We start from the raw sequence: 20,457 nt of genomic DNA, 5'->3' as shown, positions 1-20,457 counted from the left end.
GTGGCCGACGAGCGCCAGCGAGGAGGTCTAAGTGGTGGAACCGGCTCGGCCGGGCGAGTACGAGGTCCTCAAGACCGAGACGGTGCACGAGGGCAGGATCATCACGCTGGTCAAGGACACCGTCGCCATGCCGGGGGGCGGCGACAGCGTCCGCGAGGTGGTGCGCCACATCGGCGCGGTGTGCGTCGCGGCCGTCGACGACGAGGGCCGGGTCGTGCTGGTGCGGCAGTACCGGCACCCGGTCGGCGGCTACCTCTGGGAACTGCCCGCCGGGCTGCGCGACGCCGACGGCGAGCCGCCCCTGGAGACGGCGAAGCGGGAGCTCGCGGAGGAGGCCGGGGTGGCCGCCGAGCGCTGGTCGCTGCTGGTCAACTCCTTCAGCACGCCGGGGTTCTGCGACGAGCAGGTGCTGATCTACCTGGCCGAGGGGCTCTCCGAGGTGGAGCGGCCGGAGGGGTTCACCGTCGAGCACGAGGAGCTGGACATGACCGTCGAGCGGGTGCCGCTCGACGAGGCGGTCCGGCGGGTGCTCGACGGCGGCATCCGCAACGGCTCGGCCGTGATCGGGCTGCTGGCCGCCGCGCAGGCACGGGCGACGTCCGCGAAACTGCGCCCGGCCGACGCGGAGTAGCGCCCGCCGCCGTCCTGGTCCCGTCTGAGCCGGTTTCCGCCTCCTGGCTCACCCCGGCGCGTCCTGGCTCACGTCCCACGCTGAGCCAGGAGGCGCTGGGATCAGCTCAGGTGATCGTGGCGGCGTGCTCCCGGTCGGGCAGGCGCAGGCCGAGCCGGCCGAGCTCCAGGGCGGCGAGCGCGCGCACCGCGGCCGGGTCGCCCTCCCGCCACGCCGCGCCGGTGCCCGCCGGCAGGGCAGCGAGCCGGGGGAGCGGGGCGGTGGCGAGGGCCCGGGCGGCGAGCAGCTCCAGGTCCGGCGTGCCGCGCAGCAGCCGGGCCGCCGCACCCGCCTCCCGCGCGTAGCGCCACCGCCCGGGCAGCCAGCGCACCAGCAGCCAGCCCACCGGCAGCAGCACGAGGACGACGGCCAGCAGCACGGCCAGCGTGCCGACGGCGTCCTGCGCCGCCTGACCGGCGCCGCGGACCGAACCCCCGGCGTCGCCCAGCGCCTGGAACGGCCGGGCCAGCGCGTCGCCGGCCACCGGCACGCGGTCCGCGGTCTCGGCGGCCGACGCCATGTTCCGGGCGACCGAGCCGCCGAGATCCTCCACGGCCCGCCCGGGCTCGGCCAGCACGAGCACCGCTGCGTGCACCGCGCGCGCGACCAGGACCCACAGCGCGGTCCACGCCACGACCCCGGCGTCGCCGAGGACCTGGCGCAGCCGCAGATCCGGGCGTTGGGCGTACAGGCGCATCGACGTCCTCCGGGCTGGGTGGGCGACCTCCTCGGGGGAGTGCCCCGGCCGGGTGCGCGGGAACCGGGGCCCCGCGTGCCTAGACTCCGGCCGAGGCGGTCTCCGACCGGGACACCTCGGACGCGGTCGGTCCCTCCCGTCACCCTCGGGGCGGGGCGATCCGCACCATGACGAAGGAGTCGACATGCGGGTCGGGGTCCCCCGAGAGGTCAAGAACCGGGAGTACCGGGTCGCGCTCACCCCTGCCGGGGTGACCGAGCTGGTCCGCGCCGGGCACGAGGTGCTCGTCGAGCGGGCCGCCGGGGAGGGCTCGTCCATCCCGGACGCCGACTACGCCGCGGCGGGCGCGCGGATCATCCCGTCCGCCGACGACGTGTGGGCCGACGCCGACCTGCTGCTCAAGGTCAAGGAGCCGGTCGCCGAGGAGTACCACCGGCTGCGCGCCGGCCAGACGCTGTTCACCTACCTGCACCTGGCCGCGTCCAAGGAGTGCACCGACGCGCTGGTCACCTCCGGCACCACCGCGATCGCCTACGAGACGGTGCAGAGCCCGAACGGCGCGCTGCCGCTGCTGGCCCCGATGTCGGAGGTCGCCGGCCGGATGGCGCCGCAGGTGGGCGCCCACTCGCTGGAGCGGGCCCACGGCGGCCGCGGCGTGCTGCTGGGCGGCGTCTCCGGCGTCTACGCGGCCAAGGTCGTCGTGATCGGCGCCGGCGTCTCCGGGATGAACGCCGCCGCGATCGCGCTCGGCATGCAGGCCGAGGTGATCGTCCTGGACCGGGACGTCGACAAGCTGCGCGCCGCCGACCGCATCTACCAGGGGCACATGCAGACGGTGACCTCCAACGCCTACGAGGTGGAGCGCGCCGTGCTGGACGCCGACCTGGTCATCGGCGCGGTGCTGGTGCCCGGCGCCAAGGCGCCGATGCTGATCAGCAACGAGCTGGTCAGCCGCATGAAGCCCGGCTCGGTGCTCGTCGACATCGCCGTCGACCAGGGCGGCTGCTTCGAGGACACCCGGCCCACCACGCACGACGACCCGACGTTCCGGGTGCACGAGTCGGTCTTCTACTGCGTCGCGAACATGCCCGGCGCCGTCCCCAACACCTCGACGCACGCGCTGACCAACGTGACGCTGCCCTACGTCATGGCCCTGGCCAACGAGGGGACGGCGGCCGCGGTGCGCGCGCACGCCGACCTGGCGCACGGCGTGAACGTCGTCGCCGGGCAGGTCGTGCTGCCCGAGGTGGCCGAGGCGCACGGGATGACCGCCGTCCCGTGGGAGGAGGTGCTCGTCTGACCGCGACCGCCGCCGAGACCTCGCCGATCGAGCGGGTCGTCACCGGCTACCTGGACCACCTCACCGTCGAGCGCGGGCTGGCGGCCAACAGCATCGCCTCCTACCGCCGCGACCTGCGCCGCTACACCGAGTACCTCGCCGCGGCGGGCGTGACCGGGTTGCGGGAGATCACCGAGGCCGACGTCGCCGGCTTCCTGGCCGCGCTGCGGCGGGGGGACGACGAGCACCAGCCGCTGTCGGCGACCTCGGCCGCCCGCGCGGTGGTCGCCGTCCGCGGGCTGCACCGCTTCGCGCTGCTCGACGGCCTGGTGCCCGACGACGTCGCGCACGAGGTGCGGCCGCCGACGCCGGCGCGGCGGCTGCCCAAGGCGATCCCGGTGGAGTCGGTGGTGGTGCTGATCGAGGCCGCGGGCTCGCTGGACGGTCCGCGCGGCCTGCGCGACCGGGCGCTGCTCGAGCTGCTCTACGGCACCGGGGCGCGCATCTCCGAGGCGGTCGGCCTCGCCGTCGACGACCTCGACCGCGGGCAGGCCGCCGTCCGCCTGGCCGGCAAGGGCGGCAAGGAGCGCGTCGTCCCCGTGGGGTCCTACGCGCTCAAGGCCGTGGAGGACTACCTGGTGCGGGCCCGGCCGGCGCTGGCCGCGGCCGGCCGGGGCGGGGTGCGCGGGGGAGCGCTGTTCCTCAACGTGCGCGGCGGGCCGCTGTCGCGGCAGAGCGCCTGGTCGATCCTGCGGACGGCGGCCGAGCGGGCCGGCCTGACGGCGGAGGTGTCCCCGCACACGCTGCGGCACTCCTTCGCCACCCACCTGCTCGACGGCGGCGCCGACGTGCGCGTCGTCCAGGAGCTGCTCGGGCACGCCTCGGTGACGACCACGCAGGTCTACACGCTGGTGACCGTCGACCGGCTGCGCGAGGTGTACGCCAGCAGCCACCCTCGGGCGCTGAAGTGACAGCCGGCCGGGCCTGCTCTCGGTAGGTTTCGCCAGCGGATTCGGCTGGAGCCTGTCGACACGTTGGCATCCTTCGCCACGTTCCGTGTCGGAACCGGCGTGCCTCCTCGGGAACGCGCGCCCTCCTCCCTACCGTCGGGAGCACCCGAGCGGGCAGGACCGCTGACCGCACCCGGCGACCCCGGATCGGGCACGTACTGGAGGCAACGACACACCATGGCGACCCGAGGGGACGCGGCTCGCGCTGCCGTCGCGCGCCCGCAGGACAGTGACCCGGAGATGGGGGCGGCCGCGCTGCGGTCCGGCGACCCCGCCCGAGCCCGCCAGCGGAAGCTCCCCGAGCCGCCTCCGCTCACCGAGCACGGGCCGGCCCGCGTGATCGCGATGTGCAACCAGAAGGGCGGCGTCGGCAAGACGACGTCGACCATCAACCTGGGTGCCGCGCTGGTCGAGTGCGGCCGCAAGGTGCTGCTCATCGACCTCGACCCGCAGGGCGCCCTGTCGGTCGGGCTCGGCGTGCCGGCCCAGAACCTGGACCGCACCATCTACAACGCCCTGATGGAGCGCCGCACCACGCTGGCCGACGTCACGGTGCCCACGGACATCCCCGGCCTGGACCTGGTGCCGAGCAACATCGACCTCTCGGCCGCCGAGGTGCAGCTGGTCAGCGAGGTCGCCCGCGAGCAGACCCTGCTGCGGGTGCTCGCCGACGCCCGCGAGCACTACGACTACATCCTCATCGACTGCCAGCCCTCGCTGGGCCTGCTCACGGTCAACGCGCTCACCGCCGCCGAGGGCGTGATCATCCCGCTGGAGTGCGAGTTCTTCTCGCTGCGCGGCGTGGCCCTGCTGGTCGACACGATCGACAAGGTCAAGGAGCGGCTCAACCCGAAGCTGGAGATCTCCGGCATCCTGGCCACGATGTACGACTCGCGGACCGTGCACTGCCGCGAGGTGTTCAGCCGGGTGGTCGAGGCGTTCGGGGACACCGTGTTCCAGACCGTCATCACCCGCACGGTGCGCTTCCCGGAGACGACGGTCGCCGGTCAGCCGATCACCACCTGGGCGCCCACGTCGTCCGGTGCGTCGGCCTACCGCGACCTCGCCAAGGAGGTGCTCGCGCTGTGACGCGGCGCCCCGTGCTGCCCGGCGCGAACGAGCTGTTCCGTCGCACCGACACCCCGTCGGTCCCGGAGGTCACCGAGCTGCCGAGCATCAGCTCGACCACGAGCTCGCCCGCGCTGCGGAACTCGCCCGCCGCGCGGCGCGAGGAGGAGCCCGCGAGCCTCACCCTGGTCCCCGGCGGCGCCTCCGTGGCCGGCGACGAGCTGGGCGCGTTCCGCACGCCGGCGGCGCCGGCGCCGGTGGTGACGCCGTCGGTCCCGACCCGCGGCCGCCCGCAGAAGTCGGTCCGCGCCGAACGCACCAAGCACGACGAGAAGATCACCGTCTACATCTCCGCCGACGAGCTGCTCGCACTGGAGAGCGCCCGCCTGACGCTGCGCGCCCAGCACGGCGTGGCCGCCGACCGCGGCCGGATCGTCCGCGAGGCGGTCTCGGTGCTGCTGGCCGACCTCGCCGAGCGCGGCGAGGAGTCGGTGCTCGTCCGGCGGCTGCGCGGGATCTGAGCACCGCCTCGCCTACCCTCGCGGGGGTGAGCACCACCGAGCCGGACGGCGAGCGGCCGTCGCGGTTCACCGTGCGGCTGACCAACTTCGAGGGCCCGTTCGACCTGCTGCTGCAGCTGATCGGCAAGCACAAGCTCGACGTCACCGAGATCGCGCTGTCGAAGGTCACCGACGAGTTCATCGCGCACCTGCGCGCCCTCGGCGACGAGCTCGACCTCGACCAGGCCAGCGAGTTCCTCGTGGTCGCCTCCACCCTGCTCGACCTCAAGGCCGCCCGGCTGCTGCCGGCCGCCGAGGTGGAGGACGAGGAGGACCTCGAGCTGCTCGAGGCCCGCGACCTGCTCTTCGCCCGGCTGCTGCAGTACAAGGCGTACAAGGAGGCGGCCGCGTTCCTGCGCGAGCGCGAGGGGCAGGCCGCCCGGCGCTTCCCCCGCGACGCCGCGCTCGAGCCCCGCTTCGCCGAGCTGATGCCCGAGGTGCTGCTCGGGGTCACGCCGCGGCAGTTCGCCGCGCTGGCCGCGAAGGCGCTGGCACCCAAGGCGCCGCAGACGGTGAGCGTCGCGCACCTGCACGCGCCGCCGGTCAGCGTCGCCGAGCAGCTGCTCACGGTCCGCAACCAGCTGATGCGGCAGGGCGCCGCCAGCTTCCGGGCGCTCACCGCGGACTGCGCGCACACCCTGGAGGTGGTCGCCCGGTTCCTCGCACTGCTCGAGCTCTACCGGCAGCAGCGGGTCGTCTTCGAGCAGGTGACGCCGCTGGGCGACCTGTCGGTGCGCTGGGTCGGCGGGGACACCGTGGACGCGGCGACGCTCGCCGACCTCGGCGACGCGGAGGAGGAGTACTCGTGAGCGAGGAGGAACGGGCGCCGATCTCGTGGGACGCGCTGGCCGCGGAGCTGGCCGCCACCCGCGAGGAGGCCGAGGCCCGGGGGGACGACGACCCGGCCACCTGGGACGCCGTCGCCTCGGAGCTGGCCTCGCGGGTGGCCGAGCGGCCGGAGCCGGTCGTCGAGCCGCCGCCGGTCGAGGAGCCCGCGCCGCTGCCGCCGCCGGTGGCCGCCGTCGCGCCCGTCCCGGCGCCGCAGCCGGCGCCGGAGCCCGAGCAGCTCGAGATCGCGGTGCTGGACCCCGACGAGCTGCGCGGCGGGCTCGAGGCGCTGCTGTTCGTCGTCGACAACCCGGTCGACGAGGCGACGCTCGCCGGCGCGCTGCGCTGCCCGCCGTCCCAGGTCGCCGCGGGGCTGGCCGAGCTGGCGGCCGATTACGACCGCCGCCGCGCGGGGATCACGCTGCGCCGGGTGGGGGAGGGCTGGCGGATCTACACCCGCGAGGAGTTCGCCGGCGTCGTCGAGCGCTACCTGGTCGACGGGCAGCGCAGCCGGCTGACCCAGGCCGCGCTGGAGACCCTCGCCGTCATCGCCTACCGGCAGCCGGTCACCCGCGCCCGGGTCTCCGCGATCCGCGGCGTCGGGGTGGACGGCGTCATGCGCACGCTGATCGCCCGCGGCCTCGTGCACGAGGTGGGCAGCGACCCGGACAGCGGGGGAGGGCTGTACGAGACGACGCCGCTGTTCCTGGAGCGGCTCGGGCTCGCCTCCCTCGACGAGCTGCCCGAGCTGGCGCCGCTGCTGCCGGAGACGTCGTCCCTGCTCGACGAGCACCCCGACACCTGAGGTCAGGGGCCGGTCGGCGCCACCTGCCGGACGAAGGCCGTGATGTCCTCGGCCAACCGGGCCGGCTGGTCCCACAGGACGACGTGGCCGGCGTCGGGGTAGCGCACCCACCGGGACTCCGGCACCGCCGCGACGAGTGCCGCCGACTGCTCGAGCCCGAGCAGCCCGTCCAGGTCACCGCTCACGACGAGGGTGGGGGCGCGGATCGTGCCGGTGCTGGTCGGCGGCGGCGAGCCCGTGAGGCCGTCCAGGCTCGCCCGCCAGACCGCGGCGGGGATCCGCAGCGCGTCCTCGACGGACTGGTCCAGGTACCAGTCCGGGACGGCGGCGGTCGGGAAGCCGACGGCGAACGCCCGCGCCCACGCCGGGTCGATCGGGTCCCGCAACCTGTCGATCTCGTCGGCGAACGGGGGTCGCCGGCGGTGCAGGTCCTGGGGTGCTCCCGCGAGGACCAGCCCGGCCACCCGGTCGGCCGCGGTGATGGCGACCTGCTGGGCCACGTAGCCGCCGCTGGAGGCCCCCACCAGGACGGCCTGCGGCAGGTCGAGCGCGTCCATCCCACTCACCACGTCCGCGGCGAGCGACTCGAGGTCGTAGCCCGACACCGGCTTGTCCGCGTCTCCGTGCCCGCGCAGGTCGAGCGCGACGATGCGCAGCCACTGCGGCAGCAGCGGCGTCAGCCGGGCGAATGATCGGCGGGACTCGCCCCAGGCGTGCAGGAGCAGCAGCGGCGGACGCCCGTCCGGGTCGCCGTCCTCCGAGTAGCCGGTGGTGATGCCCGTGGCGAGGGCGAGCATCCCGTCCGTGCGGGGCGCCACGCGCGGACGCTACCCCGCTTTCGGCGCCGAAAGCTGCACCGCTCTCGGCACGGAACGCCGCGTCGAGGACGAGTGGGAGACTGGGCGAGATGAACACCCGCCTGCCGAACGAGGAACCGACGACCGGGGGCGGCGAGGGCTGGTCCGAGGACATGGAGCTCGCGCCCGCCCACCCGGGTGACAGCGGCCGCCCCGAGCCCGACGAGGAGCGGCAGGGCGAGCGGCTGCAGAAGGTCCTGGCCCGCGCCGGTGTCGCGTCCCGCCGGGTCGTCGAGGACATGATCGACCGCGGCCGGATCAGCGTGAACGGCCGCACGGTGACCGTGCAGGGCATGCGGGTCGACCCGGAGCGCGACCGCATCGCCGTCGACGGCGCCCGCATCGAGCTGCGCGACGACCGGGTCACCTACGCGCTGAACAAGCCGGCCGGCGTCCTCACCGCGATGAGCGACGACCGCCAGCGCCCGACCGTCGGCGATATCGTCGGCGACCTGGCGCCCGGGCTGGTGCACGTGGGCCGGCTCGACCAGGACACCGAGGGCCTGCTGCTGGTCACCAACGACGGCGAGCTCGCCCACCGGCTCGCCCACCCGTCCTACGAGGTGAAGAAGACCTACCTCGCCCAGGTGTCGGGATCGGTCAAGCGCGATCTGGGCAAGCGCCTGCGGGACGGGATCGAGCTGGAGGACGGCCCGGTCAGGGTCGACGCCTTCCGCGTGGTCGACACCCACGCCGGCCAGTCGGTGGTCGAGGTGGTGCTGCACGAGGGCCGCAAGCACATCGTCCGGCGGCTGCTGGCGGCCGTCGGGCTGCCGGTGTCGCGGCTGACGCGGACGGCGGTCGGGCCCATCGAGCTGCAGCGGATGCGGGTCGGCTCGATCCGCCGGCTCACCCGCCAGGAGCTCGGCGCCCTGCAGGAGCTGGTCGGCCTCTGAACCGCGTCCGGAACGGGCGAACCTAAACTCGTCAGGGCTCCCGGTGCGGGGTGCCGGGGAGCGATCGAGGAGTGTGCATGGCCGTCCGAGCCATCCGGGGCGCCACACAGGTGGACGCCGACGACCGGGAGCAGGTGCTCGAGGCGACCAGGGAGCTGGTCGCCGCGGTCATGGAGCGCAACGAGCTCGACCACGACGACGTCATCAGCATCCTGTTCACCGCCACTCCCGACATCGTCTCGGAGTTCCCGGCCCTGGCGGCCCGGGAGCTGGGCTTCGGCGACGTGCCGCTGATGTGCGCGACGGAGATGAACGTGCCGCACGCGCTGCCCCGGGTGCTGCGGCTCATGGCGCACGTCGACGTGGAGCGGCCGCGGTCGGCGATCCAGCACGTGTACCTGCGCGGCGCGGTGGCCCTGCGACGGGACATCGCCCAGTGAGCGAGCATCGCAGCGACGAACGAGCGAGGAGCGGAGCGAACGGGGCCGCGGAGCGGCGGCATGGGCAGAGCCCAGCGAGCGGCTTCCACGGGCAGGTCACCCTCGACGGGCCCTCGGGCACCGGCAAGTCCAGCGTCGGCCGCGCCGTCGCCGCGCAGCTGGGCGCCGACTACCTCGACACCGGCGCCATGTACCGCGCCGCGACCGTCGCCGTCCTCGACGCCGGCATCGACCCCGAGGACGGCGACGCCGTCGCCGCCGTCGTCGCGCGCACGGCCATCGAGGTCGGGACGTCGGCGGGCACCGAGCTCGTGCTGGTCGACGGCGTCGACGTCGCCCGGCGGATCCGCGGGCCCGAGGTCACCCGGGCGGTCTCCGCCGTGTCCGCCGTCCCCGCGGTGCGCCGGCAGCTGGTCGACCAGCAGCGCGCCCTGGTGGGGGAGGCCGAGGCCGTGGTCGTCGAGGGCCGCGACATCGGCACCGTCGTCCTGCCCGACGCGACGCTGAAGGTGTACCTGACCGCCGCGCCCGAGGCGCGGGCCGAGCGGCGGGCGCTGCAGCTGGGCCTGACCACGCCGGAGGAGGTCGCCGCGCTCGCCGCCGACCTGCGCCGGCGCGACGAGTACGACAGCAGCCGGGAGGACAGCCCGCTGCGACCGGCCGCCGACGCCGTGATCGTCGACAGCACCGACCTGGTGCAGGAGCAGACCGTCGCGCGCATCGTCGAGCTCGCGCGCTCGGCGGTCGGCGTGGGGGAGCGCACATGACCGAGGAGAGCACCGGCCCGCTGCCGGTGGTGGCGATCGTCGGCCGGCCCAACGTCGGCAAGTCGACGCTGGTCAACCGGATCCTCGGCCGGCGCGCCGCCGTCGTCCAGGACACCCCGGGCGTCACCCGCGACCGCATCGCCTACGAGGCGCTGTGGAACGGCAAGCGGTTCACCGTCGTCGACACCGGCGGCTGGGACCCGAAGGCCGCCGGGCTCGGCGCGTCGATCACCCGCCAGGCCGAGTACGCGATGCGGACCGCCGACGTCATCGTCTTCGTCGTCGACAGCTCCGTCGGCGCCACCGACACCGACCTCGCCGCCGCGCGGATCCTGCGGCGCGCCGACCGGCCGGTGATCCTCGTGGCCAACAAGGTCGACGACGAGCGCAGCGAGGCCAACGCCGCCGAGCTGTGGTCGCTGGGCCTGGGGGAGCCGAACCCGGTGAGCGCCCTGCACGGGCGCAACGCCGGCGACCTGCTCGACCTGATCCTCGATGCGATGCCCGAGGCGCCGCGCGAGCAGCTGGAGGAGGGCGGCCCCCGCCGGGTGGCGCTGGTGGGCCGGCCCAACGTCGGCAAGTCCAGCCTGCTCAACCGGCTGGCCAGGGACGAGCGGTCGGTCGTCGACTCGGTGGCCGGCACCACCGTCGACCCGGTCGACTCGATCGTCACCCTCGGCGGGGAGGAGTGGCGCTTCGTCGACACCGCCGGGCTGCGGCGCAAGGTGTCGACGGCGAGCGGCACCGAGTACTACGCGAGCCTGCGCACCGAGGCGGCGATCCAGGCCGCGGAGGTCGCGATCGTGCTGCTGGCCGCCGACGAGGTGATCAGCGAGCAGGACCAGCGGGTCATCAGCCAGGTCATCGAGGCCGGGCGGGCGCTGGTGCTGGCGATCAACAAGTGGGACACCCTCGACGAGGACCGGCACCACCAGCTGGAGAAGGAGGTCGAGCGCGACCTCGCCCGGGTGAAGTGGGCCAGCCGGGTCAACATCTCGGCCAAGACCGGACGCGGCGTCGACAAGCTCGCCCAGCACCTGCGCGCCGCGCTGGCGGCCTGGGAGACCCGGGTGCCGACGGCGGAGCTGAACACCTACCTCCGGGCGCTGGTGCAGGAGACGCCCCCGCCGGCCCGAGGCGGACGCGCGCCGAAGATCAAGTACGTGACGCAGGCCGACGTCCGGCCGCCGCGGTTCGTCGTCTTCTCGACCGGCTTCCTGGAGGCCGGGTACCGGCGGTTCCTGGAGCGCAAGCTGCGCGAGCAGTTCGGCTTCGCCGGGACGCCGATCGAGATCTCGGTCAAGGTCCGCGAGGGCCGGGGCAGCGACCGGCCGAAGGGCTGAACCGGGCGGCGAGCGGCCGACGGCGGTGCGGTAACCTGCTCGGGCGGCCGTCGCACGCGACGGCGCGCGGGCTGTGGCGCAGCTTGGTAGCGCACTTGACTGGGGGTCAAGGGGTCGCAGGTTCAAATCCTGTCAGCCCGACAGTGAAACCGCAGGTCAGAGGCGGGTCGGTCCTTCGGACCGACCCGCCTCTCGCGTGAGTACAGCAACCGCACCGCAACCGGAACCGCAACGCGGTTCGGACCGCAACGTCACCAGCGGATCGCCTGCCCGAGCTTGTCGGCCGCCTCGCGCTGCTGCACCGGGGCCACGTGGCTGTAGATGTCGGCCGTGATGGCGTAGGAGCTGTGCCCGAGGTGCTCCTGCACCACCTTCGTGTGCGTGCCGGCGCCGAGCAGGAAGCTCGCCGCCGAGTGACGCAGCGTGTGCAGGTGGACGCCGCGCAAGCCGGCTCGCTCGGCCAGTGCCTCGAACCGACGCAGGACGTTGCGCGGCTCCAGCGGCGTGCCGATCTCTGACGTGAACACGAGCCCGCTGGACTGCCACAGGCTGCCCGCGGCGAGCTGCTCCGCGGCCTGGCGCTTGCGGTGCGCCCGCAACGTCTCGACGGCGGGGACGGGGAACGGCACGGTGCGCCGCGACTTCTCGGTCTTCGGCTCGCCCAGTTCCAGCCCGGCAGACGTCCGCGACAGCGTCCAACGCACTCGGAGGATCGCAGCGTCCAGGTCGACGTCTCGCCAGTGCAGGGCCAGAGCCTCGCCACGACGGAGCCCCGTCGCCAGCATGACGCGGTAGAGGGCCTCGAGGCGGTCACCGCGGATTGCCTCGAGCAGCGCCTCCGCCTGCTGGGCGGAGAGGTAACCCGCGTCTTTGCGCTCGACGGCCGGGCGTTTGACCAGGGCGGCCGGGTTGCGCTGGATCAGCCCGTCCCGGACCGCGACGTCGAGGGCGGCCCGGAGCACGGTGTAGATCGTTCGGACGGATGACGCAGAAAGGCCGGCGCGGCGCTTGGCGAGCACCAGGGCCTCGACGTCGGAGGGGCGAAGCCGGTCGAGGGGCAGGCTGCCCAGCTTCGGCACCAGATGGCTCCGAGCCATGGTCGCGTACAGGTCGATCGTCGCCTGCTTGCGGTCGCTCGCCGGCAGCGCCTTCGTCGTCCAGTCCTCCAGCCAGGAAGCCATCGCGATCGAGGCATCTTTGACGGGGGCGCCGGCCTCGACGCGCTCCCGCAGCTCTCGGAGCTTCGCCCGCACCTCCGCCTGCGTCCTGCCGCTGACCTCCCGGCGCTTCACCTCCCCGAACTCGTCTCGATAGGTCAGGGCCGAGTACCACCGTCCGTTGGCCCGCTTGAAGATCGAACCCTCGCCGTTCCCTCGCTTCGCCATAGGACCGCTCCGATCGCCGTGGCCAGCGGCCGTCCGGCCGCTCTCGCCGTTCTTCCTGATGGTCGGGCGGACAGTGAGCCATTCCCAGTAGCGGCTGCGCCAGGTCGGTGATCATGTCGTCCGGCCGTGCTGGTGATGGAGGAGGACAAGGGCGGCAGCGGTGATTGCGCCGATGCGCCAGGGGCAGAGGCTGACCCGGCGCAGCGCCTTGAATGTCGTCTTGAGCAGGGAGTGCCGCGTTCGGCGGGGGCCCGGGTGGCCGCGTGCAGCAGGTTGACGGTGCGCTGATCGTCGGTCAGCGGCGCGTCGGTTCTTTTCTTGATCGGCGTGGTCAGCGCCGCCCGCTCGCCTTCGTAGCCCAGGTCGGCCAGGGCGGCGTGGTCCTCGTCGGTCCACTCGGCCAGCAGCGGCAGCGCCTCGGCGTCGGTGCGCAGCGCGGTGGTGTCGTGCTCGCGGCCGGGCCGGACCGCAGACGTCCACAGCGGCCAGCCGTCCGGGGCGGCGACGACCTGCACGTTGCCGCCGTGGGCGGCGTGCTTGCCCGACCACCACAGGTCCACCCGGCGATCCGCGCGGTCGGCCCGGGCGGTCGGACCGGGCACGCGGCAGCGGTCGGTGCGGATCAGCGTGCCATCCACGGACACGTGCGGATGGCCGGCGGCGCGAGCGGCCAGCAGCGCGCCGCGTAACCCGGGTGCGGCCGCGGCGAGCACGTCGATGCCCTCGTGCAGATAGCGGTAGGCCGTCGAGCGGCCGATCCGGTTGTCGGCGGCCAGCTGGGCCAGCCGGGTGCCGTCGAGAAACCAGCGCAGCACCAGCACCGCCTGCCGGTAGCAGCCCAGCGCCCGGCGTCGCCGCCGGGTCCGGCGTCGGCGCTGCTCGGCGGCGAGCAGGCCCGACACGAACAGCACGGTCTCCTCGGAGACCGGAAGCACGGCGGTGTAGGTGACAGGATCGGACACAGCAGGACCTCGGTGTGGGGCATCCGTGAGAAGACGTCCCTCCTACCGAGGTCCTGCGCTCATCCCGGTCACCTGCCCGCCCTCGGCGTGTCCTCCCTGACCCGCCCGGCGTCCGCTACTGGGAATGGCTCACTGTTCAGCACCGGGCTGACCGCGGTGCCCGTTCTGCACAGCTCAGGACGCATCCCGAGGATCGGGATCGAATAGCCCGCTCTGATTCGCCGACTTCGGCTGGCTGCGTCGACGGTGCTGGGCAGGCGCCGCCTGAGGGGGACTGTGCAGCATGCGGACATAGCGCTCGAGTTCGGCGCGGGAGAGCCGGCAGCTGCGGCCGATGTGTACCGGGTGGAGGTCACCGGCTCTTATCAGCGCATACACGGTGGTGCGTCCGACGCTCAGCAGTTTGGCGGCTTCCTCTGGTGTCAGCAGTAACGGGTCGCTGGCCGGCACGTCTGGCAAGCGCTGTGGATTAGACATGGCGTTCCCCTCGTCCGGGTCCGCTCGCGACCGCCGTCGTTCGGCGTGGGGCGTCCTGCCGGAGAAGGCGTCGATTTCGGCCGATTGGTGACGGTGCCAGCGAAATCTCTTGTTTTTCTGCAGTAGTCCTGCAGTCCGTCGGCGCCTGCGGGCGCCGCCGGCCACCGACCGCGGTCTCCTGTCTGGATGCCTGAATCCGGTGGGTGGGTGACGGCGCCGCTCGCGATGTCACCCCGGCGGAGTGCCAGGTCTCATCCGGTTGGTGACCGTGGAGGACCGAGCTCGTGTTCTTCGTCGGTTCCGCTGCAGCCCTGGCGGCGAGGCCGGTCCTGCGCCCGACGGGCACCACGGCGTCCTGTGAAAGTCCAGTGCGGCGTCACCCCGGCGGTTGTCCTGACGTGTCGCCCCTGCCGGGTTGGGGTGGCGATGGGAGCGGGGGTCGTGGAGCAGGATTGCTGCTGATCGGCAGCAGGACGGCCGGAAGCGCCGCAACGAGCCTCGGCGGGCAGCCGTCGACGATGTGGCCGTCGTCCGCCGCCGACGCGCCGGGGTGACACGCCAGAGGAGGCCACTGCTGCCGGCTATCCCATAGCCGCCGATTCCGGGGCCGGACCGGCCGGGGGAAGGGTGGGCCGCAGGCCCATCCCGCCAGGGACGCGCCAGCGCCCTTCCGGCGGCCGGTTCGGCCGGGACAATCCGGCGTGGGACAGCCGGTTCACGGGGAGGAGGCCGGCGCCTTTGGCAGCCGCGGCAGCGACTACCGGGGTCGGTAGCATGCGTGCCGTCGTTTTCGGGTGAGGTTTCTAGAGACGGCCAGCGACCCCCGACACGCTGAATCCCCCTGGAGCTTGTCCGGTATGCGGTCATAGCGGGGCGGTCTTCGCATCAGCTCGGCGAATAGGCACTGACCTCGGCCGACCGGGCTAACGGCGACCTAAGATCGTGTCACCACGAATTCGCGACAGCCCTGGTGCGCCAGGTGTGTGGGCCAGCGATCTTGAATTTCCGAACGTGTGATGAGACGGCCCCAGGTGTCCGGTGACGAGGTCGCGTGGGCGCGACCTCGTTGAGGTCAGCGGGCGGAGTCTTCAGGGGACGGTCCTGATCGCGGCCGGAGAACGCAGGGCCCGCACCGTAGCCGCCGTTCCGGCGGATCGCGCCGACCAGGTCTGCCATGGGCCCCGGCGAGCGGCTCGGCCGCGACGTCATGGCAGACCTGGTCGGGATAGCGATGGATCTATGCCGTAACCAACTGCTTTTCGGCAGCGACCTGGCGCACGGCTTCCGCGATCGTGATGTACGAGGGCGGGGGAGTCATCTGCATGTGGTTGTGGGTGATGGCCACGCCCAGCCCGGTGTTGAGCTCGGCCCAGCCCACCGATGCGCCTGCCCCGGGCATCCACAGGATCGGGTGGTGGGGGGTGATGATCGGGATCATCCCGGGCGTGTCATCGCTGAGGTAGTAGCCGAAGGCGGAGACCGGGACCTTCATGCCGAGGTAGCGATCGATCTCGTCCGGATTGTCGCGGGGGGTCAGGAACGCCTCGACCCGCTCGGGGGAGAGTAGGCGCACGCCATTGAGCGCGCCCTTGTTCGCCAGCAGCCCGAAGTGGGCGGCCATGGAACGGGCGTTGGTGATCGACCCCGCACCGGGATCGACTGTGCGACGGGTGATCTCCTGGTTGAAGATCGCCGCGGAGGGGTGCACCTCGTGCGGCATGCCTCGGAAGAACATCGGGTAGGGCGTGGACTCGGGGATCTCGCCGCCGACGAGCGTGGCCAGCCGGTGGTCCTCGGACTCCGGCAGACCGAAGAACAGGTCGGTCGCGCCGATGGGGTCGAGTAGCTCCTCCCTCGCGAACTGAGCGAACGGGCGACCCTCGGGGTCGGTGCGCTGCACGATCTCCGCGATGATCCAGCCCCACCCCAGTGCGTGGTAGCAGTTCGTGCCGACCGGGTAGTCCGGGGTCATCTGCTCGAAGCCGCGGATCATCCAGTCCCAGTCGGCCTTGAGCTCCGGGGTGACGCCTTCCGGCATCCACGGCACTCCCGACTGGTGGGTGAGCACGTTGCGGACGGTGATGTGTTCCTTGCCGTTGCGACCCCACTCCGGCCAGTACGTCGTGATAGGGGCGTCGTAGTCGACGAGGCCACGCTCGGCCTGCAGGTGCAGGGTCGTGGACGTGACCGACTTGGTCACCGAGAACGGGAAGAACAGGGTGTCGGAGTCGACGGCTCGCCCGGTCTCGGGGTCGGCCACCCCGCCGAAGGCGTCGACGATGAGCTCACCGTGCACATACGCGGCGACCTGGATGCCGACTTCCGTCGTCTCCAGTGCCTCGTCCAGGGCGGCTTCGACGAGGGGATGGGTGAGTTGCTGGTTTTCCGGCATCGTTTCGTCTCCTCTGCGCGGCGTACTCGTGGGGTGGTGGGGGAGGGGGGTGGGAGAGGGGAGTGCGGCTGCCGGCTGACTGATCCGGTCGTGCAGCACGGAGGTTTGCGCGGGTCTGCTCAGAGGGACGCGATGACCCTGAGCCGATCGGCGACCGCCCGGCGGCTCACCGCCGCGTCCGGAGCGAGCAGGTCCGGAGCGTGGGGTGTGCCCGGGTGGACGTGGAGTTCGCAGGAGACACTCGCGGCGAGCAGTCGCTGCGCGTAGGCGAGGCACTCGTCCCGGAAGATGTCGAGCTCGCCCACCTCGATGTAGGCGGGAGCGAGCCCGCAGAAGTCGGTCAGGCGGGCGGGTGCGGCGATCGGTGACACGGATGGCTCGCCGAGATCGTCGCCCAGCATGGCATGCCAGCCGGTATAGTTGTGGTCGTAGGTCCAGGTGGCCCCGGCCGCCAGGAGGGGATCGGGCTCCGTGTTGCGGTCGTCGAGCATGGGATAGATCAGGATCTGCCGAGCGACCTGGACGCCTTCGTCGCGAGCCAGGATGGCGGCGCCGGCCGCCACCCCTCCGCCGCCGCTGTCGCCCATCAACGCGATGCGGTCGGGGTCGACGCCCCACCGGGGCGCGCCCTTGGTGAGCGAGCGGACCGCGGCGTAGGCGTCGCGGGCGGGGATCTCTCCTGGGAATTCGGGCGCCAACCGGTAGCCGACTGCGAGGAAGGGAACTCGCGTGAGTTGGGCGTAGTGCCGCACCCGCCGGTCGTAGTTGTCCAGGCTGCCGCAGATCATCCCGCCGCCGTGCACGTACACCACCGCCGGGCCGGGGAGGGGGTCCGTGTGCGTGTACCAGCGCACCGGGACGTCGGTGCCGTCGTCCGCCTCGACGGTGTCTGGGGTCATGACGACGTCGGGGGCGTCCGGTAGTTCGTCGGAGGATTGCGCCAGGGCCAGATCGGTCAACCGTCGCAGGCCGTCGACGTCGTCTCGCGCAGGGAGCGCGATCGTGGCGGCAGCCGCGGCCTGAGCCATGAGCGCGGCCGCGATCTCCGGGTCGTAGGTCATTGCCATGTCGTCAGGCCTCGCCGGTCATGTCGACGACGACCCGGAGCACGTCACCGCCGCGGAGGGCGTCGATGGCGTCCTCGACCTCGTTGAGCGGGAACCGGTGCGACACCTGGCTGTCCAGGTCGAGGCGTCCCTGCTCGACCAGCTGGACGATGTTCTGCATGTCGACGAACGGGTCGCAGGCGCCGTTGAGTGCGCCGGCGATTGTGAGGTGCCGGCTCATGACATCCATGACGTCGAACTCGGCGGTCGGCGTCCTGGTCGGGATGCCGACCAGCGCCAATCGCCCGCCCCGGTCGAGGATCGCGAGGGACGCGGCCAGGACCGGGGCGTGGCCCGTGCACTCGATGACGGCGTCGACCGGGGCGCCGGCCTGCTCTCGCACCCGTGCGGCCATCTGCTCGGCGGGCATCCCGGGCTCGACGTGGACGAAGACGTCCGCGCCGAATCGGTGTGCCAGGTCCGCCTTGGCCGGGTTGACGTCGACCGCGATCACGCGCCGCGCCCCGAGCAGCCGGGCGGTCTGCACGCTGTTGATCCCGATCCCACCGACGCCGATGACGGCCACCGACTCGCCGGCGGCCACCTTCGCCACGTTGCGCACGGTCCCGTAGCCGGTGCTGACCGCGCAGCCGACCAGCGCCGCGGCGGCGGGTCCGACGGAGCTGATCGGGTGGACCTGCATCTCGTCGACGACGATCTCGGTGGCCAGCGACGAGGATCGGGCGATCGAGCGGACGGGCTCCCCCCGCCAGGTGAACGGGGGGATCGGGTCGTCCATCGAGGTCGGGCATGCCGAGTAGCGACCGCGGGCGCAGTCCGGGCAGCGCAGGCACGGGCGCTGGCAGGTGACCGCAACCTGCTGCCCCACGGCGACGGTGGTGACCTCGCAGCCCACGGCCTGGACGACCCCGGCGGCTTCGTGTCCCATCACGGCGGGATCGGGCATCGGGAACTCCATCAGCAGCAGGTCGCTGCGGCAGAGGCCCGAGGCGAGGACCCGGATGCTGACCTCGCGCGGCCCGGGGGAGCGGACCTCGAGGTCGTCCGCGAGAGTGAGTTTGCCGTCCTGGACGATGACGCCGTTCATGGTTTCTCCTGAGGTCTGCTCTGCTGGTGGGAGCGGTCCGTGGGTGGGCGGGCGCCGGTGGTGGCCGGCCCACCCACGGACGGCTTCGGGTCAGGCGGTGACGACCAGTGCGTCTTCGGAGTCCGGGGTCTCGACCTCACGGGGTCGGCGGGGGACGAGCACCGAGACCAGCAGGCCTGCTCCTGCGACGCAGGCGCCGATCAGGAACACGTTCGTCCAGCCCGAGGAGGTGTAGACGGGGAAGCCCTGGACCAGTTGGCCGACGTTCTGGTTCAGCACCAGGCCGGAGACCTGGGCGAGGGCACTGCCGACGGCCCCCGCGATGGCGCTGAGCATGCCGGCTGCGATGCCACGCGAGGCCGGGGGGGCGAGCAGCATGAGCAGGCCCGCGCCCGCGGCGTACACCATCGACCCGAGGCCGATCAGGCCATAGCCCAGCATCGGCATCCACGGTTCGGTGTGCAGGAGGGCGAGGGTCAGCGAGCCGGCGACGACGAAGATCGCGCCGAGGGTGAGGAACACTCGGAAGCCGTACCTCTTGGCCGCGAGGCCCACGATCACGCCGGCCAGCACGGTGAGGATGCCCGCGGGAATGAGGTACTGGGCCACGCCGGTGGCATCGAGCCCGAAGCCGTAGTCGCCGCCGAGCGCCCGCGGGGTCTGCAGCATGGTGGGCAGGTAGCTGCTGGCGATGGTCATCGCGGCGGTGATGAACGAGTAGGCGAACACGACGGTCGCCACCGGCCGGCTGGCGAGCAACCGGGTGTCGACGAACGGATGGGCGGCGCGCCGCTCCCACCCCCACCACGCGACGAGGATCGCCAGGCCGCCGCCGACGAAGAGCAGTGTCCGGCTGTCGGAGAGTGTCCATGTGGCGAGGTTCGAGATTCCGTACATCAGGGCCAGCAGGCCGACGGCGAGGCCGAGGAAGCCGGGGACGTCGATCGGGGCGGCGTTGCGGTACGGGGACTCCGGCACCACGAGCGCGGTGCCGACGGCACCGACCAGCGAGATGACCGCGACGAACCAGAACACCGACTCCAGTGAGACGTTGTCGATGAGGAATCCGGCGAGGAACGGGCCGGCGATCGTGACTACACCGACGCCGTTGGTCACGATCCCGATGCTGAGGTTGCGCGCGCTTTCGGGAAAGACGTCCCGGATGAGCGCGTACGCCAAGGGCATGAAGGCGCCGCTGACGCCCATCAGGCCACGCCCGAGCAGCATCACCTCATAGGAGGGGGCGAGCGCGCAGACGACCGAACCGGCGAAGCCGATCGCCCCGGCCATGACCAGCACCCGCTTCTTGCCGATGCGGTCCGCCACCTTGCCGAGGACAGGGGTCGCCACCGCCGCGACCAGGATGAAGATCGTGATCATCCAGGCGATCTGCGTCGTCTGGTATTTCGCGGCGAAGGGGCCGAGGGCGGGCGCGATCAGGGTGAACCCGAGCGCGGTCTGCTCGGTGAGCAACACGAGGAAGGCTGTTGCGGCGATCCAGCGACCGCGGCCCGCGGAGGCGGTCGTGTCGGGCTGGGCGCCGGGCGCGCCGGCGTGGTGAATGGACATCGGTGTTCCTCCGAGGACGGGGAGGTGGCCAAGACGGCGAAGGATGAGAACCCGGCCTGAGACGCCGGTCACAGGGCGAGACTGTGGCACGCTGGCCGACTACGAGTCAAGAAATCAGTCTCGCGTTCTGCTTTTGTGGTCGGCAGTCAGACCGAATGGGTCGCGGCAGCCTGCTCCCCGACACCCGCCTTCATTTGTGTCGGGTGGTCGATGACCTGGGCCGTTGGCTCTCGGTGGGCGCTGAATGTCCAAGTCGCAGGTCCAACACGGCACTGTCGCCGCACTCGTCGTACCGGCG

Annotated in this window: 19 protein-coding genes, 1 tRNA gene and 1 pseudogene; 12 read left to right on the top strand and 9 right to left on the bottom strand. The window is 72.7% G+C overall.

The features are described 5' to 3' along the window. The first annotated feature begins 31 nt into the window (after positions 1-31). Positions 32-631 carry an NUDIX domain-containing protein gene (locus tag ACWIYF_RS14540; protein WP_448623539.1) on the top strand — a complete coding sequence of 200 codons (600 nt, stop codon included), beginning with the start codon at positions 32-34 and terminating at the stop codon, positions 629-631. A 106-nt stretch (positions 632-737) separates the two neighbouring features. Here the strand turns inward: ACWIYF_RS14540 and ACWIYF_RS14535 are convergent, their stop codons facing one another. Continuing rightward, a complete protein-coding gene (locus tag ACWIYF_RS14535; RefSeq protein WP_448623538.1) occupies positions 738-1,367 on the bottom strand; it encodes a hypothetical protein in 630 nt (209 codons plus the stop codon). Between the two features lie 184 nt (positions 1,368-1,551). Between ACWIYF_RS14535 and ald the strand changes: the two genes are divergently transcribed. The 6 genes from ald to scpB all read left to right on the top strand — a co-directional run bounded on the left by ald (position 1,552) and on the right by scpB (position 6,917). Then, complete coding sequence (gene ald / locus ACWIYF_RS14530) at positions 1,552-2,667, top strand: alanine dehydrogenase (RefSeq protein ID WP_448623537.1); 1,116 nt, start codon at positions 1,552-1,554, stop codon at positions 2,665-2,667. Beyond that, positions 2,646-3,617, top strand: a complete 972-nt coding sequence (xerD, locus tag ACWIYF_RS14525) for a site-specific tyrosine recombinase XerD (RefSeq protein ID WP_448623536.1) — start codon at positions 2,646-2,648, stop codon at positions 3,615-3,617. Before ald ends, xerD begins: the two co-directional genes overlap by 22 nt. A gap of 216 nt (positions 3,618-3,833) precedes the next feature. Then, the gene (locus tag ACWIYF_RS14520) at positions 3,834-4,745 is read left to right on the top strand and encodes a ParA family protein (RefSeq protein ID WP_448623535.1); all 912 of its coding nucleotides are present in this window, start codon (positions 3,834-3,836) and stop codon (positions 4,743-4,745) included. Continuing rightward, complete coding sequence (locus ACWIYF_RS14515) at positions 4,742-5,245, top strand: hypothetical protein (protein WP_448623534.1); 504 nt, start codon at positions 4,742-4,744, stop codon at positions 5,243-5,245. The genes ACWIYF_RS14520 and ACWIYF_RS14515 overlap by 4 nt, the downstream gene beginning before the upstream one ends. A gap of 26 nt (positions 5,246-5,271) precedes the next feature. Beyond that, positions 5,272-6,093 carry a segregation and condensation protein A gene (locus ACWIYF_RS14510; protein ID WP_448623533.1) on the top strand — a complete coding sequence of 274 codons (822 nt, stop codon included), beginning with the start codon at positions 5,272-5,274 and terminating at the stop codon, positions 6,091-6,093. Next, positions 6,090-6,917 (top strand): SMC-Scp complex subunit ScpB, encoded by an 828-nt coding sequence (gene scpB, locus ACWIYF_RS14505; RefSeq protein ID WP_448623532.1) that lies wholly within the window; start codon positions 6,090-6,092, stop codon positions 6,915-6,917. The genes ACWIYF_RS14510 and scpB overlap by 4 nt, the downstream gene beginning before the upstream one ends. Before the next feature lie 2 nt (positions 6,918-6,919). Here the strand turns inward: scpB and ACWIYF_RS14500 are convergent, their stop codons facing one another. Further along, complete coding sequence (locus tag ACWIYF_RS14500; RefSeq protein ID WP_448623531.1) at positions 6,920-7,735, bottom strand: alpha/beta fold hydrolase; 816 nt, start codon at positions 7,733-7,735, stop codon at positions 6,920-6,922. Between the two features lie 89 nt (positions 7,736-7,824). On the opposite strand from ACWIYF_RS14500, the gene ACWIYF_RS14495 reads away from it, so the two are divergent. The 5 genes from ACWIYF_RS14495 to ACWIYF_RS14475 all read left to right on the top strand — a co-directional run bounded on the left by ACWIYF_RS14495 (position 7,825) and on the right by ACWIYF_RS14475 (position 11,361). Further along, the gene (locus ACWIYF_RS14495) at positions 7,825-8,670 is read left to right on the top strand and encodes a pseudouridine synthase (RefSeq protein WP_448623530.1); all 846 of its coding nucleotides are present in this window, start codon (positions 7,825-7,827) and stop codon (positions 8,668-8,670) included. Between the two features lie 77 nt (positions 8,671-8,747). Next, entirely contained in the window at positions 8,748-9,110 is a 363-nt protein-coding gene (gene aroH / locus ACWIYF_RS14490) for a chorismate mutase (RefSeq protein WP_448623529.1), read from the top strand. Beyond that, positions 9,107-9,877, top strand: coding sequence for a (d)CMP kinase (cmk, locus tag ACWIYF_RS14485; protein WP_448623528.1), 771 nt, complete (start codon positions 9,107-9,109; stop codon positions 9,875-9,877). Before aroH ends, cmk begins: the two co-directional genes overlap by 4 nt. Beyond that, positions 9,874-11,220, top strand: a complete 1,347-nt coding sequence (gene der, locus ACWIYF_RS14480) for a ribosome biogenesis GTPase Der (protein WP_448623527.1) — start codon at positions 9,874-9,876, stop codon at positions 11,218-11,220. The genes cmk and der overlap by 4 nt, the downstream gene beginning before the upstream one ends. Positions 11,221-11,287: 67 nt before the next feature. Further along, positions 11,288-11,361 (top strand) — tRNA-Pro (locus tag ACWIYF_RS14475). 110 nt (positions 11,362-11,471) lie between these two features. On the opposite strand, the gene ACWIYF_RS14470 is transcribed toward ACWIYF_RS14475, so the two are convergent. The 7 genes and pseudogenes from ACWIYF_RS14470 to ACWIYF_RS14440 all read right to left on the bottom strand — a co-directional run bounded on the left by ACWIYF_RS14470 (position 11,472) and on the right by ACWIYF_RS14440 (position 20,159). Next, complete coding sequence (locus ACWIYF_RS14470) at positions 11,472-12,605, bottom strand: tyrosine-type recombinase/integrase (RefSeq protein ID WP_448623526.1); 1,134 nt, start codon at positions 12,603-12,605, stop codon at positions 11,472-11,474. A 111-nt stretch (positions 12,606-12,716) separates the two neighbouring features. Next, a pseudogene (locus ACWIYF_RS14465) lies at positions 12,717-13,540 on the bottom strand (HARBI1 family protein). Between the two features lie 201 nt (positions 13,541-13,741). After that, on the bottom strand, positions 13,742-14,044 hold the full coding sequence (locus ACWIYF_RS14460; protein ID WP_448623525.1) for a helix-turn-helix domain-containing protein: 303 nt from the start codon (positions 14,042-14,044) through the stop codon (positions 13,742-13,744). A gap of 1,237 nt (positions 14,045-15,281) precedes the next feature. Beyond that, positions 15,282-16,436, bottom strand: a complete 1,155-nt coding sequence (locus ACWIYF_RS14455) for a serine hydrolase domain-containing protein (protein ID WP_448623524.1) — start codon at positions 16,434-16,436, stop codon at positions 15,282-15,284. Positions 16,437-16,555: 119 nt separating this feature from the next. Then, positions 16,556-17,497, bottom strand: coding sequence for an alpha/beta hydrolase (locus tag ACWIYF_RS14450; RefSeq protein WP_448623523.1), 942 nt, complete (start codon positions 17,495-17,497; stop codon positions 16,556-16,558). 10 nt (positions 17,498-17,507) lie between these two features. Further along, positions 17,508-18,590, bottom strand: a complete 1,083-nt coding sequence (locus tag ACWIYF_RS14445; protein ID WP_448623522.1) for a zinc-binding dehydrogenase — start codon at positions 18,588-18,590, stop codon at positions 17,508-17,510. Between the two features lie 90 nt (positions 18,591-18,680). Beyond that, positions 18,681-20,159, bottom strand: a complete 1,479-nt coding sequence (locus ACWIYF_RS14440) for an MFS transporter (protein WP_448623521.1) — start codon at positions 20,157-20,159, stop codon at positions 18,681-18,683. Positions 20,160-20,457: the final 298 nt, after the last annotated feature.

The organism is Geodermatophilus sp. URMC 64 (assembly GCF_053502555.1).
This window is presented reverse-complemented; position numbering and strand designations above follow the sequence as displayed.